The following is a 15,516-nucleotide window of genomic DNA, read 5'->3' on the forward strand; positions in this document are numbered from 1 at the left end:
GGGCGCGCACGTAACCGATCGGTGGGCGACAAGCGACCACAGCCGCTCCGCCCGGGGCGGTGCTCCGGGTCCGGTGCCGCACCCGCTCGCATCCGGCCGGGCGGGCACCGCGGTCCCCGGTGCCCAACATACAAGACCGGCAACGCATCCGGTCTACTCGACGAGGTTCTCGCTCTTCAACCAGTCGTAGGCCACATCGGCGGGATCCTCGCCGTCGATATCGACCCGGCCGTTGAGGTCCTGCATCAGATCATCGGTGAGGCGCTCGGAGATCGTAGCGAGCAACGGTGCCAGTTGCGGGTAGCGGTCGATGATCTCGCCACGCACCACCGCTGTGCCGCTGTAGGGCAGGAAGAATTTCCGGTCGTCGTCGAGCACGACCAGGTTCAGGTTCTTCACCCGGCCGTCGGTGGTGTAGATCATGCCGAAATTACAGGGTGCGCTCTTGGCTGTCGCCGTATAGACGACCCCGGCGTCCATCCGCGTGACATTGCCCGCGGGAACGCCGTTGGGGTCGTTGTAGGGAATCCCGTACTTCTGCAGCATCGGAATGAAACCGTCGGAGCGACTGAAGAATTCGTCGTCGACGCAGAAGGTGCGATCGCCGACGGGAAGCGCCGCGACCTCGGACAGCGATGTCACGCCCAGTCGTTCGGCGGTGGGAGTCGCCGCGCCGAACGCGTAGGTGTCGTTGAAATTGGCCGGCGGCATCCATTCCAGGTCGTAGTCGCGTTTCTCGATGTCGTGGACGCGCTGCCACAGTTCCTGGGGATCGGCGATGGTCTCGGTCTGGTTGTGGTAGTTGACCCATCCGGTGCCGGTGTACTCCCAGAGGATATCCGCGTCGCCGTTGAGCTGGGCCTGGCGGGAGGAGGCCGAACCCGGCGCCCCGGTGAGATCGGTGACCTGCGCGCCGGCGGCCGCGAGATAGGTCGCGGTGATCTTGCCGAGCAGCACACCCTCGGTGAAGCTCTTCGAGGTCACCACCAGTTTCGCGCCGTCGAGTGGGAGCTGACCGTCCGGCAGGCGCGCGTCGTGGAAGGTGCCCGACGAACTCACCAGGCCACATCCCACGAGCAGCGAGATCGCCGCGAGGAGAATGGAAACCGTGGTGACAAGTCGTGCCGGTGCCGAACTCATGACACACCTCGCGGGGTCGCGGCCAGTTCGACGAGTCGGCCCAGCCAATCGATGGTCAATGCCAGGAGCCCGACCAGGATCGCGCCGGAGATGAGCAGCTTGGGCAGGAACAACGTGACGCCGGTGGTGATCAGCGTGCCGAGGCTGGTGGCGCCGATGAACGTGCTCAGTGTGGCGGTGCCGACCAGGATGACCAGTGCGGTGCGGACTCCGTTGAGGATTACCGGAACCGCCAGCGGCAGCTCCACCTGCAGCAGCGTCCGGGTGCCCGAATAGCCGATCCCCCGCGAGGCCTCGATGGTGCGCTGATCCACCTGCCGTAGCCCGACGATGGTGTTCTGCAGAATCGGCAGGACGGCGTAGACGACGAGACCGACTATCGCCGTACGGAACCCGGTGCCCAGCCAGAACGTGAACAGCACGAGCAGGCCGACGGCGGGCGCGGCCTGACCGATATTGGCGATATTGACCGCGATCGGCTCGAACCGCTTCAGCGCGGGCCGGGTCAACGCGATACCCAGTGGAATGGCGATCACCACCACGATCACCGTGGCCACCACGGTGAGTTCGATATGCGCGACGAGGGTGTTGCGCAGGTTCCCCCAGCCCAGCGCGGCCTGCTCGGTCGTGGTGAACGTCGTCGAGCGGTACCACAGCAGGTAGCCGATACCGATCACCGCGATGATGAGCGGTTCGAACCACACATCGAGCGGGAGACGGCGTAGCCGGCTCATGACTGCTCGACCGATCCGGGTTCGTCGTCGGCGGCGACCACCGGGGTCGGCGCCGGATCGGTACCGTCGACGTAGGTCACATAGGACGCGTCCGGCTCGTCGGCGCGTGCCTCGGCCAGTTTGTCCCTGATCAGCTCGGTCACCGAGTCGATGCTCAGCGAGCCGACCACCGCGCCGCGGCCGTCGGTGACCAGCGCGGCGCCCTGACTGGTCGCGAGCATCGCGTCCAGTGCGTCGTTGAGCGTCGAGGACCGCGCGACCACCGGCAGCCGCCGGTCGAGGAAATCGGAAACCTCGGGTTTGGTGGCCAGTTCGGTGAGAGTCGGCCAGGACCGCGGCCGCCCGGCGCCGTCCACCACGACCACCCAGCTGTGCCCGGCGGCTTTCGCGCGTTCGATCACCGCCGGGGCGGATTCGCCGATCCGGGCGATGACCACCTTGTCGGACGGGACATCACGAACGCGGGAGACGGTCAGGTACGCCAATTTCGCACCGGATCCGACGAACTCCTCGACGAAGGGGGTGGCCGGATCGGTGAGGATGTCCTCCGGGCTCGCGTACTGCTCGACATGCCCGCCCTCGGAGAGGATGAGCACCTTGTCACCGAGTTTGGTGGCCTCTTCGAAATCGTGGGTGACGATCACGATGGTCTTGCCGAGTTCGTGCTGGATAGCGATGAGACTGTCCTGCAGGCGGGCCCGGGTGATCGGGTCGACCGCGCCGAACGGCTCGTCCATCAACAGCACCGGTGGATCGGCCGCCAGGGCGCGGGCCACACCGACGCGCTGCTGCTGTCCGCCCGACATATCCTTGGGGAGCCGGTCGGCGAAGGTGGCGGGGTCGAGGCCGACCAGATCGAGCAGGTATTCGGTGCGTTCGGCGATCCGCTTCTTGTCCCAGCCGAGCACACGCGGGATAGCGCCCACGTTCTTGGCGACCGACCAGTGCGGGAACAACCCGCCGGACTGGATGACGTAGCCGATCGACTGCCGCAGTCTGTCCGGGTCCTCGCGGGTGACATCGCGACCGTCGATGAAGATCCGGCCCTCGGTGGGTTCGATCAACCGGTTGATCATCTTGAGAGTGGTCGTCTTCCCGCAGCCCGAAGGGCCCACGAAGGCGACGATCTCGCCAGCGGGAATCTCGAGGTCCAGGCGTTCGACCGCGGGCCTGCGCTGACCCTTGAACCGTTTGACGACCGAATCCAGGGTGATGGAAGCGCCGGTAACCGTACGCTCGGTCGTCGCCGTGGCCGTGGCGCCACTGGTCACATCGCCGGTCATAAGGCCTCCTTCGAAGCGAGTTCATACGGTCCACGGAGACCGGAGCCAAGCGGGAGGGGCCGCATCATGAGGCCTCCTCCGAAGCGCGTTCGTGCGATCCACGGCGACTGCAGCGAAGGCTGCAGATACCCCACCTCGTTCGAAGCGGTCCCCTTGGTCGGCGGAAGCCGAAGGTATCCCCTCATGAAACCTCCCCCGAAACAGCTCCACACCGACGGCGGAAGCCGAAGCGAAGCCGAAGGTATCCCCTCATGAAACCTCCCCCGAAACAGCTCCACACCGACGGCGGAGGCCGTAGCGAAGGCGGAGGTATCGCCTCATGAGAGCCCCTTCGCGATCGTGAGGCGTCCGAGCAGGACGAGGAGCGCGTCGAAGACCAACGCGATGATGACGATGAGAATCGTTCCGGTGAGCGCCATTTCGAGGGCGTTGGCGCCGCCGAGCCGGGACAACCCGTTGAAGATCAGCGAGCCGAGCCCCGGGCCGAGCACGTAGGCGACGATGGCCGCGACACCGACGATCATCTGGGTGGACACTCTGATCCCCGTGAGGATCACCGGCCAGGCGATGGGCAGTTCCACGGTGAGCAGAATGCGCCACCGCGAAAAGCCGATGCCTCGCGCGGATTCGACGACCGAGGCCGGTACCGACCGCAAACCGACGATGGCGTTGCCGATCACCGGCAGGGCCGCGAAGAACGCCAGCATGATGAACGACGGGACGACGCCGAGTCCGAAGGGCACCAGCAGCAACGCCAGCAGTGCCAGCGAGGGGATCGTCAGCGCGACCCGGCTGGAGGTCAGTGAGAGGGCCGACAGCAGCGGCAACCGGTAGACCGCGACGGCGATGAGGACGGCGACGACGGTCCCGACCAGTACCGTCTGGAATGCCAGGGAGGCATGCTGATACGTCAGAAATGTCAGCAGCTCCCCCCGACCTCGGATATAGCTCCACAGATTCACGGGATTCCCATCGTCGGCCGGAAATCGTTCGGCGCCCGTCCGTGCGGAGTCATCGGACGCGCAAGCTGTAAAAGGTTAATCGATAGCTCCCGGCCGGATAGGGAAGGCGCGCGGCGGATGCGGTACTCCGCCGCCACATTCGTGCGTCTCCGCACCCGGTACCGGCGGTAATACGACACGGCGCATTACTGTCCAGGATTTCGCTCACGGGGAATCCATAACAATTGCGGCGGTGCGCGGCCGAGCGTGCAGACTTTCGGCGTACGTGGGGTCCGTGGACGTCATCCGGGACGACCGGCGGACAGAGGCCGGGTATCGCGCGGGATCCGCGGTCGATACCCGGTGCGTTGTGCGGCAGGGTCATCCGGTGACCGTTCCGGCGGGTGAGCGCGGTTACGCGGCGCGGGCCGGCGAGTCGACCGCCGAATAGTATTCGGCATCGCCGGAGATCACGGCGCTCCGCCTACCGTCGACCCCGACCGGGATCCCCCCGGCCAGCGTGATCCGGGTCAGCCGGCGGTGCTCGGTGCCGTCGTAGTCGTCGATCGCGTAGTGCTGGGTGGCGCGGTTGTCCCAGATGGCGACATCGCCCAGCGACCAGTTCCAGCGAGTGGTGTTCTCCAGCCGCGTGATCCGGTCCTGGAACAGCCGGAACAGCGCCTGCGATTCGGTACCGGACAGACCCACGAACTGCTTCACGAATCCGCCGAGCAACAGGGCCCGTTCGCCGGTCTCCGGATGCACCTCCACCACCGGATGCTCGGTCTCGAAATAGCTCGACTCGAATTCGCGCCGGTAGGCGGTGGCGCCCTCGTCGGGGTTGTCCTCGGCGGTGGCGGCGTAGTCGTACAGGTTCGTATGCCGCGCGCGGAGGTTCTCGGCCAGCAGTCGCAGCGGTTCGGGCAGCGAGTTGTACGCGGCGACGGTGGAGGCCCAGGTGGTGGAGCCGCCGTAGATCGGCAGGACGACCGCGCGCAGAATGGATGCCTTCGGTACCCGGTCGACGAAGGTGACATCGGTGTGCCAGCTGTTCGAACGGCCGTGCCGCGAATCGATGGCCAGGCTCTTCACCCCGGCCGATCGGACGGTCGGATGCGGCGTCGTCGGGGTACCGAGCAGTTCCGCGAACTCGTACTGTCCGTCCTCGGTGAGGTGGTCCTGGCCGCGGAAGAAGATCACCTTGTGTTCGGCGAGCGCAGCGCGGATCCGGGTGACGGTCTCCGGGGGCAGATCGCCACCGAGCCGGACCCCGTCGATCCGCGCGCCGATATGGGTACCGAGCTTGGTCACCTGCACGGTGGTCGCGGTGTCAACAATGTCGACGGGCATATCCGGGGCCTTTCGCTCGTATCCGACGATCGACTCGGATGAAACCAGCGCGGGACCGCCGCGACCAGGGTTTCGGTCACCGGGATCGTAATGGGCAACCACTCGGCGAACCGGTCACCGGCCCTGCTCGGCGACCCCGGCACCCGGCCGGAGCGCCTCGTGCCACATCGGCCGCACCGCCGGAGACAGGCCGGGGACCCATAGAATGCGGGCCGCGGGCCGAGGCAGCCGTCGCCGTTGAGCACGCCACCGGCGAACCGGAACGAGAGGGAGATAACGAGATGATCCTCGCCGAGGAACCGCTGTTACGCGCGCCCCACCTCTATATCGACGGCGCATGGGTCGAACCGGCCGCCGGCGGGATCCGGGAGATCCGCAATCCGGCGGACGGCGCGGTGATCGCCGCTGTCGGCGAGGCCGGTGCGGTGGACGCGCGGCGTGCGGTCGGCGCGGCCCGTACCGCGTTCGCCACCGGCGAGTGGCCGGGCACTCCGGTCGCGGAGCGGGCCGCGCTCCTGCTGCGCACCGCCGAACTCCTCGCCGGATATCGCGACCCGATCGCCCGGATCGAGACCCTGGACACCGGCAAGACCCTGCGCGAGAGCCATATCGATATCGACGACGTCATCGCGGTGTTCCGGTACTAGGCGCAGCTCGTCGGCACCACCGGCGACCGGGTCGTCGATACCGGCGATCCGTCGGTGATCAGCCGTGTCGTCCGCGAACCGGTGGGCGTGTGCGCGCTGATCGCGCCGTGGAACTACCCGCTGTTGCAGATGTCGTGGAAGCTCGCCCCCGCACTGGCGGCCGGCTGCACGGTGGTCGCCAAACCGAGCGAGGTCACTCCGCTGAGCACGATCACCCTTATCCGGGTGCTGGAACAGGCGGGGCTGCCGCCGGGCGTGGTGAACCTCGTACCGGGCGAGGGACCGGTGGTGGGGTCCGCGCTCACCGGTACGCCCGAGGTCGATCTGATCTCCTTCACCGGTGGCGCCGCCACCGGGGCGGCCATCGCCGCGCGGGCCGCCCCGCACATCACCCGGGTGGCCCTCGAACTGGGCGGTAAGAATCCGCATATCGTGTTCGCCGACGCGAACCGTGCGAGCGCGGTCGACGCGGTGCTGACCGGCGCCTTCCTGCATTCGGGCCAGGTGTGTTCGGCCGGTACCCGGCTCATCGTGGAGGAGTCGATCGCCGACGGGTTCGTCGCGGAACTCGCACGGCGTGCCGGCGGGATCCGGGTCGGCCCCGGGACGGAGCCCGCGTCACAGACCGGACCGCTGGTCTCCCCGGAGCATCGCGCCGCGGTGGAGACCCACGTGGCCCGCGGTCTCGCCGAAGGGGCGGTTCTGGTCGCCGGGGGGAAGCGGCCGGAGGACCCCCGGTTGGCCGCCGGCAGCTACTACCTGCCGACCGTGCTGGACCGCTGCCGCCGCGATATGCGGATCGTCCAGGAGGAGACCTTCGGCCCCGTACTCACCGTGGAGCGGTTCGCTACCGAGGCCGAAGCCGTCGAACTGGGTAACGACACGTCCTATGGACTCGCGGCCGGCGTGCGCACCGGCGACGCGGCCCGCGGCGAACGGGTGGTCCGCGCCCTCCGGCACGGCACGGTGTGGCTCAACGATTTCGGCCCCTACACCCCCGCCGCCGAATGGGGTGGGTTCGGGCGTTCGGGTATCGGCCGCGAACTCGGGCCGAGCGGACTGGCCGAGTACCAGGAGATCAAGCACATCTGGCACAACACCGCGCCGGCGGTGGGCGGCTGGTTCACCTGAATCCGGGCCGGTGTACAGATAGGCAACGGCTCCGGCGCCAGGCGGATCGCCCCAGGTCGCGCCCGGCGCCGCGACACTCGCGTCGGTCCCGTGACAGCCTATGGGAGCGCCCTAAGCTGAAGCCGTGACCACTTCCGGTTCCTCCTCCAGCAGGCCCGGCGAATCCGGACCGGTGGCCCCCACCGGTGTGGGCCGCACCGCACTGATGGTCGCCGCCGCCCGGGCCGCCGAGTCGGCACGACCGGACGCCCTGTTCGTCGACCCCTACGCCGCCGATTTCCTGGCGGCCGCCGGCGGCGAGGAGTTCGCCGGCGGCGCCGACGCGGCACGCATGTGGGACTCCTTCAGCAGCTACCTGCCCATCCGAACCCGCTACTTCGACGACTACATCCTCGACGCCGCCCGTACCGTCGAGCAGGTCGTGCTCGTCGCGGCCGGACTGGACACCCGGGCCTTCCGGCTTCCGCTGCCGCCGGAGGTCGTGGTGTACGAACTGGACACCCCGGAGATGCTCACCTTCAAACAGCGGGTTCTCGACACGCAGGGCGCACAACCGGCCGGCCGCCGGGTGACGGTGCCGGCCGACCTCCGCGAGGACTGGGGTGCCCGGCTGGTGGCGGCCGGGTTCGACCCGTCCGCTCCGGCGGCCTGGCTCGTCGAGGGGCTGCTCCCCTATCTGAGCCCTGAGCACAACGATCGGTTGCTGGCCGAGATCAGTGGCCTGTCCGCCGCCGGGAGCCGGTTGTCGATCGAGTATCTGCATGTGGACTCGGTCGCGCTGATGGCCGCCGCGGCGGCCGGCGGAGGCGGCTCGGAGATCACGGCGATGTGGCAGGGCGGCGGCGTAGGCGAGCCCGCACAGCCCTGGCTGGCCCGGCACGGCTGGGACGCCGAGGCCTCCGACACCTACGAACGCGCCGCCGCCTACCAGCGGGACCTACCCACGCTCGGCGACACCATCATGGAACGCTTCGCTGAGGCGTCCCGCCACGGCCTGGTCACCGCCCGGCGGCGCTGACGGTCCACCCGGGGCCGGCACGGGATGATCGGCCGGGGCGGATCGGCCTGCGGTCGCTGGTGGGCGAGTCGTATGACGAGGTTCTGTTTCGGATGGCTACGAGACGGGAGTGCGATGAAGTGCCGATGCCGGCGGTCGTGGGCGATGGTCGCGGCGATGACAGTGACCGCGATCGGCGGTGGTGTTGCTGTCCCTCCTGCCACGGATGCCGCACCAGGGGAAGTCGTGGCCGATGGGTTGCGGGTGGTCGCGGTGGTCGATTCCGGCGCTGTCGTGCCGGTCGGTGCCGATACCGCGCCTGGTGTTCCCTTTGCGCACGCGGTCGAGGTATCCGGCAGCTATTCGGTCGGCCTGGACTCGGTCGCGGTGCGTGCGGGAGAGATCGTCGTGGGGTATCTGGTCGGGTGCGCGGTCGACGTCTCCAACGGCATCTCGATCGGGATCGCCCCCGGCGTCAGTATCGGCGCAGGGATCGCACAGGGTGTCGGCGTCGGTGCCGGCGTGACCCTGGCCATGGACGCTCCGCCCGGCATCACCCTCACCACCGCAGCATCCATCGCACCCGGCATCGGCATCGGCGCGGGCCTGGCCGGAGCGCTCGGGGTGAATCTGGCTCCCGGCACTGTCACCGCGGCGGTGATCGGCGCCACGGAACTCGACAGCAAGGCGGTCTTTCCGTACACGTTCGGCCACACCGATACGCCGTTGCATGTCAGCGGATGCTTGTCACCGGCCTCGGCCATGCCCTTCGTCACCGCCCGCGTCGACGGTGTCGACACCACAGTGCAGACCACCGGATACGGCGACCCCTTCTGGTTCTGACCCACTACCGCAACCGCCACAGATTTCGGGTTCTCGACCCACTCCGGTGCGCGGCACTCAGACCAGCGGTTTGCCCAGCGCCCGGCGGCGCCGCATATCGGCCAGATGCTTGTCCAGCGGGTACATCCGCCAGCGTTCGGGCCCGAGCCGCATCACGGTACCGATGGCGCGCATGATCAGCTCGAAGGCGCGTTGCCGCCGCGGGCTCCAGGTCAGTCCCAGTTCGTCCCGGTACGGCTGGGGCAGGAAGCCGGTGGTGAAGAACCGGTTGGCGGGCCGGAACAGTACCCGTTCGACGCGCCCGTACGGTCCGAGCTCCACGACCTGTTCCCGCAGATACCGTTTCACCTCGTCGTCGATCGAGAGCTGCGCGGACTTGCGCTCCCAGTACTCGGCGAACGCGGCCCGATCGGCCGGCCACATCTCCGGGCGCATCTGCAGCGTGGTCCCGAATCTGCTCGACTCCCGGTACAGCTCGTCGGCGTAGTCGGCGTCGAGCGGACCGTACAGGTATTCCAGTGAATCGACGACGCCACGATAGATGCACGCGGCGACCCACAACTGCAGTTCCGGGTCGAAGGCGTTGTATTTCACCGCGCTGCCCGGCCGGGACCGGACCTGCCGGTGTGAGGTGTTGGTCGCCTCGCGGTAGGCGGCACGTTCCTCGTCGGTACCGAGCATGGCCACCGCGAGATAGGTCAGCGTCGTGCGGCCGCGTTTGCGCGGATGCAGATCGAACCGGCCGCTGTCCACGGTGCTCTCGACGACACCGCGGCCGACCGGCGCCTGGCTCAGCTGCATCACGACGTTGGCCGGGCCGCCGAGCAGCGCGGCGGGGCCGGCCAGGTATTTGCGGCGGGCGATCTCGTCGGGCAGATCGGCGCTCGCTGCCGGTGACGCTGGGCGCGACATAGGACCTCCATGCAAGACTGATAGATATTCTGCTCCATTCTCTCACACTCGAGAGGCGCCGATGTGAATCAGCGGTACGAGATCGCCATAACGCATACGCACGGACATTGCGCAATAAGTGAACGCGCATTCTGCCTCTGAGCTACCCTGGCCGAACCAATCGGCCGCCCGGCGCCGCGTAGTCCCGCGCCCCGGTCGGACTGTTCCATTCCCTGGAGGTGACCCATGCCGACGAACCTGCCCGCACCCCGCGCGCCGCTCCGTTCGGTGACCGAATCGCTGGCCGCGGTGAGTGTGCTGCGGCGGCGCGGAATGCTCGACCCGAAGCGCCCCGGCGAACTGCTCCGCACCGTCCGCGACGCGCGGATCCACGGACCGTTCGTCACGGTGCTGCGGGCCGCCGCCCGGCGCGACGGCGCGGCCGAGGCCATCGTCGACGACCGCGGCACACTCACCTTCGACCAGCTCGACGCACAGTCCAATGCCCTCGCCCGCGGTCTCGCCGCGCACGGCATCGGCGCCGAATCCGTGGTGGCGGCCCTGTGCCGGGACCACCGCGGCATGGTGCTGGCCCTGCTGGGTGCGGGCAAACTGGGCGCCCGCGTCGTCCTGATGAACACCGGTTTCGCCGGACCGCAGCTCGCGGATGTCGCCGAGCGCGAAAAGGTCGGCGCCCTACTGCTCGACGCCGAGTTCATCGGTCTGCTCGACGCGATCCCGGCGGCCACCCCACGCTTCCTCACCTGGGGCGAATCCGGTGACACCCCCACGATCGATGAGTTGATCGCGGCGCATTCCGGTGCGGCAACGACGCCGCCGCCGCATCCGGGCAGCACCGTGATCCTGACCAGCGGCACCACCGGGACACCCAAAGGCGCTCCCCGGGACAAGGTTTCGCCCCTGCAGTCGGCCCAGTTCCTCGATCGGATCCCGATCCCCCGCGACGATACGATGGTGATGGCGGCGCCGATCTTCCACGGCACCGGACTTTCCCAGTTCGCCCTCGGCTGGGCCCTCGGCAACAGGATCGTGTTCCGGCAGGGCCGATTCGACCCGCGCGCGACACTCGCCGCCGTCGCCGCGCATCGCGCCGCGAGCCTGGTCGTGGTGCCGACGATGCTGCAGCGCATCATCGACCTCGGGCCCGAGGTGCTCGCCGAATACGACACCTCCTCGCTGCGGGTCGTCTTCTCCGCCGGCTCCCCGGTCTCCCCGGATCTGAGCCGCCGCACGGCGGAAGCGTTCGGCGATGTGCTCTACAACCTGTACGCGTCCACCGAGGTCGCTGTGGCGGCGGTGGCGACGCCACAGGATATGCGGGACGCGCCCGGCACGGTCGGCAAGCCGCCCGTCGGCTGCCGCGTCGCCCTCTACGACGAACAGCGCCACCGGATCACCGCGCCCGGGGCCGTGGGCACCATTTTCGTGTCCAGCGGGCTGAGCTTCGGCGGATATACCGACGGACGGCACAAGGAGATCGTCGACGGCCTGCTGTCCAGCGGCGATGTCGGGCATTTCGACGCCGAGGGCCGGCTGTTCATCGATGGCCGCGACGACGACATGATCGTTTCCGGCGGGGAGAACGTCTTCCCGCTCGAGGTGGAGAATCTGCTCGTCGAGCGACCCGACATCCTGGAAGCGGCGGTGGTGGGGGTACCCGACCGCGATTTCGGCACCCGGCTGCGGGCTTTCGTGGTTCCCGCCGCGGGCGTGACGGTGAGCGAGGCGGATATCCGGGAGTACGTCAAGGCGAATCTGGCGCGCCACAAAGTACCGCGCGATGTGATCTTCCTCGACGAACTCCCCCGCAATGCGACGGGCAAGCTGATGCGGCGCCGGCTGGTGCCGGCCGGCGAATCCGGGACGGCACAGCCCACCGCGGGCACACCGGACTGAAATCCGCACCGCGAAGAGCGTTGCCGGCGGGCCGGGCTCAGGCCGCCAGTTCGTGGTCCGGCCGGCGGCGGGCGTACTCGTCGACGTACTGCTGGCCGGTCCGGGCGGCGAGGGTCCGCATCAGCGCGTCGGTCGCCCGCCGGGTCCCGTGCGCACCGGCGGCCCGGTACCCGGTCAGATCGATCGGGGGCAGAATTTCCAGCGTCACCCGGCGCCGCCACCACGGACGCCCCGGTTCGGGGCCGGTGCCGGTGATCGCCACCGGGAGCAGCGGCACACCGGTGGTCATGGCGACCCGGACCGCGCCGGTGTGCCCGCGGTAGAGCCGGCCGTCCGGCGATCGGGTCCCTTCGGGATGGATACCCCAGACACCGCCGCGTTCGATGATGCCGATCGCGGCGGTGAGCGCGGGTGCGGCGCCGCTCCCGCCCCGGCGATCCACGCGGATCTGGCCGACACCGCGGAAGAACCAGCGCTGGGCCACGCCCAGGGGTCCGGGGCGGTCGAAGTAATCGGATTTCGCCAGGAAGAACACCTGCCGGCGCAGCGCCCGGGTGAGGTAGAAGGAGTCCAGCACCGCCAAGTGGTTGGCGGCGACGATATAGGGTCCGCGACGCGGAAGGTGCTCGCGGCCTTTGACTTCCGGCCGGCCGAGCAACCAGAGCGCGGGACCGATGAGGACATACCGGCACAGGCGATAACAGAACGCGCTCCACGGAGACATAGACATTGTCTACCCGAGTTGGTAGACAATGTCTACATGACTGCGAGCGGAACCCGGGACGCACTGGTCCAGGCCGGTGTCGACCTGCTGGAGGAAACCGGTTCGACCGAGATCGGCCTCCGGGAGATCGCGCGCCGGGCCGGCGTGTCGCACGGTGCGCCCCGGCGCTGGTTCCCGACCCACAAGGCGCTGCTCGGGGCCATCGCCGAGGTCGGATTGCATGATCTGGCGCGCGCCCTCACCGCGGCCGGCGATACCGACGCCACCGCCGATATCGCCGGCTGGGCGCGGGCCTATATCGAATTCGCCGGGACCCGGCCGGCGATGTTCACCCTGATCTTCCGGCACGATCTACTCGAGGGCTCCGGCGCCGGTCTGCGCTCGGTGTCCACACCCCTGTTCGACCGATTGGTGAATCAGGTGCGTACCGCCCACCCGGTCCCCGACCCGCTCACCACCGCCACCGCGCTGTGGGTGGGCGTCCACGGTATCGCCGTCCTCTCCACCACCGGCGCGCTCACCCTGGCCGCTCCCGGCGTGGATATCGACGCACTGATCCAGCGGGTGGTGCGGGACGCGCTCGGCTGACCCACCGCCGCGGCGGGATCCGTGAGATCCCGCCGCGGCGACCGTCAGCGGCCGGAACGGGCCATCCGGAACTCCGCACGCTCCCCGTCGGTGTGGACACGAGCGAAGCCCGCTTTCTCCAGCACCCGCACCGAGGCGGGATTGGCGAGTTCCACCGATGCCGATACGGTGTGCACATTCGGTGCGGTGAAGGCGTACTCGGCCAGCGCCCGGGTGGCCTCGGTCGCATACCCGCGTCCCCGGCGCGACGGCACGATGCCGTAGCCGAGTTCGAGCACGCCGTCGGCCGGGGGCCAGAACAATCCGATGGACCCGACCACCAGGCCACTATCGCGTTCGGACACCACCCGGTGACCGAAGCGATCCAGCCATTCCGGCCGGACGGCGAGGGCCTCCACTATTTCCCGGTCACCGTCGGACGGGAAATCCGCGGCCCAGGACCGCTGCCGGACGCCGGTTCGTACGGCGGCGAGGTCGTCCGGCGTCCAGAGCCGGAGAACCAGGCGCGTGGTACCGATATCGGTGGGGTCGGTGTGAAAAGAAATGGACACGACAACTCCAGATCGTGGTGACGATCCGGTCGCGCGAGTCAGTGGTGCGCGAACCGGATGAGGACAGGTCGAAACAGGCCTGGGCGGGCCATATTCATCAACCTCCTCATCCGCCGAGCACGAATCGGTTGCCGACACTAGCCTTGATTCCGTGTGACGGCAAACCCGGGCACGAGGCAGCCCGACGGCCGCGCGTCGCGCCGAGGCCACCCGGTGACGGTCGCCGCGACCTGTCAGATCGGCGTGGTGGGTGCCGAATACTTCGCGCGGAGTTCGGTTTTGAGTACCTTCCCGCTGGCGTTGCGCGGCAGTTCGGCGACCATCGCGACCTCCCGGGGACATTTGTAGCCGGCCAGTTGCGTCCGGGCGAAGGCCTCGATATCCGCGGCGGTGGGCGGGGCGGCGGGATCGACCGGCACGACGACCGCCAGCGGTGTCTCGCCCCAGGTGGGATCCGGGACGCCGATCAACGCGATATCGGCGACCCCGGGATGCCCGGCCAGCACGTTCTCCACCTCGGCGCAGTAGATGTTCTCGCCACCGGAGATGATCATGTCCTTCTTCCGGTCGACGACGTACAGGTAGCCGTCCCCGTCCTGGCGCACCAGATCACCGGAGTGGAACCAGCCGCCCGCGAAGGCCTCCGCCGTAGCCTCCGGTTTGTTCCAGTACTCCCGCATCACCGTCGGGCCGCGGTAGACGATCTCGCCGACCTCGCCGGGCGCGACGTCGTTCATCTCGTCGTCGACGATCCGGACCTCGACGTTCAGGATGGGGGTGCCGACCGAACCGATCTTGCGGATGGCGTCCTCTCCACGCAGTGTGCAGGTGACCGGACTGCATTCGGTCTGCCCGAACGCGGTCGACACCGAGGCCTGCGGGAAGGTTTCGATCATGGTGCGCAGCAGGGTCGTCGAGGCCGGGGCCGCGCCCCAGGAGATGTGCCGCAGCGCGGACAGATCGTACTCGGCGATCCCCGGGAGCGCACAGATCGCCTGCCATTGCGCGGGGACGAAGAAGCAGCTCGAGACCCGTTCACGCGCGAGCAGCTCGACCGACGCGGCCGGGTCGAAACCACCCGAGGGCGTGATCACGAATGTCCCCCCGGGCAGCAGACACATCAGATAACTCGACAGACCCGCGATATGGAACAGCGGCGCACCGTTCAACGCGACCCGGTCGTCACCGGATACACCCTGGTGCAGGGCGACACTGAAGGCGTGCAGCAGCAGGTTGTCGTGGGTCAGCACCGCACCCTTGGGGCGTCCGGTGGTCCCCGAGGTGTACATGATGTACGCCGGGTCGCGCTCGTCGACGGCCGGTGCGGCGAACGTGAGGTCCGCATCGCGCAGCGCCGCCTCGTAGTCCTCACCGTCCTCGCCGCCGGTGCCCCCGATCACCAGGCAGGACCGCAATTGCGGCGCCTCCCGCCGGGCTTCGGCGAGTCCGGTGGCGAACCGCGCGTCGACCACGGCCGCTGTCGCGCCGGAATCCGCCAGCAGATAAGCGATTTCCCCGGCCACCAGCCGGAAATTGATGGGCACGCCGATCGCGCCGAGCCGGTTTGTGGCCAGAAACGTTTCCACGATCTCCATCGAGTTGAGGCCGAGAACGGCGATCCGGTCCCCCGGGCCGATACCGCGGGCCCGCAAGGCGTCGGCCAGCCGGGAGACGCGCTCGTCCAGTTTTCGGTAGCTTCGGGAGACTCCGGCGAACCGCAGCGCCGGGATGTCCGGGATCTTGCGGGCATGCCGCGCCAGCTGTTCGCCGGCGGTCATT

At 68.7% G+C, this 15,516-nt stretch carries 13 protein-coding genes and 1 pseudogene; 5 read left to right on the plus strand and 9 right to left on the minus strand.

The genetic code is table 11. The features are described 5' to 3' along the window. Positions 1-153 precede the first annotated feature (153 nt). The 5 genes from IG75_RS0132265 to IG75_RS0132290 form a co-directional block, all read right to left on the minus strand. A complete protein-coding gene (locus IG75_RS0132265) occupies positions 154-1,140 on the minus strand; it encodes a glycine betaine ABC transporter substrate-binding protein (RefSeq protein ID WP_030525160.1) in 987 nt (328 codons plus the stop codon). Beyond that, entirely contained in the window at positions 1,137-1,874 is a 738-nt protein-coding gene (locus IG75_RS0132270) for an ABC transporter permease (protein WP_030525159.1), read from the minus strand. Before IG75_RS0132270 ends, IG75_RS0132265 begins: the two co-directional genes overlap by 4 nt. Beyond that, the gene (locus IG75_RS0132275; RefSeq protein WP_030525158.1) at positions 1,871-3,157 is read right to left on the minus strand and encodes an ATP-binding cassette domain-containing protein; all 1,287 of its coding nucleotides are present in this window, start codon (positions 3,155-3,157) and stop codon (positions 1,871-1,873) included. Before IG75_RS0132275 ends, IG75_RS0132270 begins: the two co-directional genes overlap by 4 nt. Before the next feature lie 317 nt (positions 3,158-3,474). After that, entirely contained in the window at positions 3,475-4,119 is a 645-nt protein-coding gene (locus IG75_RS0132280; RefSeq protein ID WP_030525157.1) for an ABC transporter permease, read from the minus strand. Positions 4,120-4,512: 393 nt separating this feature from the next. After that, positions 4,513-5,448: a TauD/TfdA dioxygenase family protein gene (locus IG75_RS0132290; protein WP_030525156.1), complete on the minus strand. Its 936-nt coding sequence runs from the start codon at positions 5,446-5,448 to the stop codon at positions 4,513-4,515. Positions 5,449-5,729: 281 nt separating this feature from the next. Here IG75_RS0132290 and IG75_RS36775 point away from each other — a divergent pair. From IG75_RS36775 to IG75_RS36780, 3 genes and pseudogenes are all read left to right on the plus strand, one after another. Further along, a pseudogene (locus IG75_RS36775) lies at positions 5,730-7,226 on the plus strand (aldehyde dehydrogenase family protein). Positions 7,227-7,350: 124 nt separating this feature from the next. Next, the gene (locus tag IG75_RS0132300; protein WP_156059320.1) at positions 7,351-8,244 is read left to right on the plus strand and encodes an SAM-dependent methyltransferase; all 894 of its coding nucleotides are present in this window, start codon (positions 7,351-7,353) and stop codon (positions 8,242-8,244) included. A 156-nt stretch (positions 8,245-8,400) separates the two neighbouring features. After that, on the plus strand, positions 8,401-9,066 hold the full coding sequence (locus tag IG75_RS36780; protein WP_162183825.1) for an MspA family porin: 666 nt from the start codon (positions 8,401-8,403) through the stop codon (positions 9,064-9,066). 57 nt (positions 9,067-9,123) lie between these two features. Here IG75_RS36780 and IG75_RS0132310 read toward each other — a convergent pair whose 3' ends face one another. Next, complete coding sequence (locus tag IG75_RS0132310) at positions 9,124-9,978, minus strand: oxygenase MpaB family protein (RefSeq protein ID WP_030525154.1); 855 nt, start codon at positions 9,976-9,978, stop codon at positions 9,124-9,126. A 225-nt stretch (positions 9,979-10,203) separates the two neighbouring features. Here IG75_RS0132310 and IG75_RS0132315 point away from each other — a divergent pair, with 225 nt between their 5' ends. Beyond that, positions 10,204-11,874 (plus strand): acyl-CoA synthetase, encoded by a 1,671-nt coding sequence (locus tag IG75_RS0132315; protein ID WP_051715375.1) that lies wholly within the window; start codon positions 10,204-10,206, stop codon positions 11,872-11,874. Between the two features lie 37 nt (positions 11,875-11,911). On the opposite strand, the gene IG75_RS0132320 is transcribed toward IG75_RS0132315, so the two are convergent. After that, the gene (locus IG75_RS0132320) at positions 11,912-12,598 is read right to left on the minus strand and encodes a lysophospholipid acyltransferase family protein (protein ID WP_036515745.1); all 687 of its coding nucleotides are present in this window, start codon (positions 12,596-12,598) and stop codon (positions 11,912-11,914) included. A 36-nt stretch (positions 12,599-12,634) separates the two neighbouring features. Between IG75_RS0132320 and IG75_RS0132325 the strand changes: the two genes are divergently transcribed. Beyond that, positions 12,635-13,186: a TetR/AcrR family transcriptional regulator gene (locus IG75_RS0132325; RefSeq protein ID WP_030525151.1), complete on the plus strand. Its 552-nt coding sequence runs from the start codon at positions 12,635-12,637 to the stop codon at positions 13,184-13,186. Between the two features lie 44 nt (positions 13,187-13,230). Here IG75_RS0132325 and IG75_RS0132330 read toward each other — a convergent pair whose 3' ends face one another. Both IG75_RS0132330 and IG75_RS0132335 read right to left on the minus strand, forming a co-directional pair. Then, positions 13,231-13,737 carry a GNAT family N-acetyltransferase gene (locus IG75_RS0132330; RefSeq protein ID WP_051715378.1) on the minus strand — a complete coding sequence of 169 codons (507 nt, stop codon included), beginning with the start codon at positions 13,735-13,737 and terminating at the stop codon, positions 13,231-13,233. Between the two features lie 233 nt (positions 13,738-13,970). Further along, positions 13,971-15,515: a long-chain-fatty-acid--CoA ligase gene (locus IG75_RS0132335; protein ID WP_245713399.1), complete on the minus strand. Its 1,545-nt coding sequence runs from the start codon at positions 15,513-15,515 to the stop codon at positions 13,971-13,973. Between the last annotated feature and the right edge of the window lies 1 nt (position 15,516).

Source organism: Nocardia rhamnosiphila NBRC 108938 (genome assembly GCF_000720425.1).
GTDB lineage: Bacteria > Actinomycetota > Actinomycetes > Mycobacteriales > Mycobacteriaceae > Nocardia > Nocardia rhamnosiphila.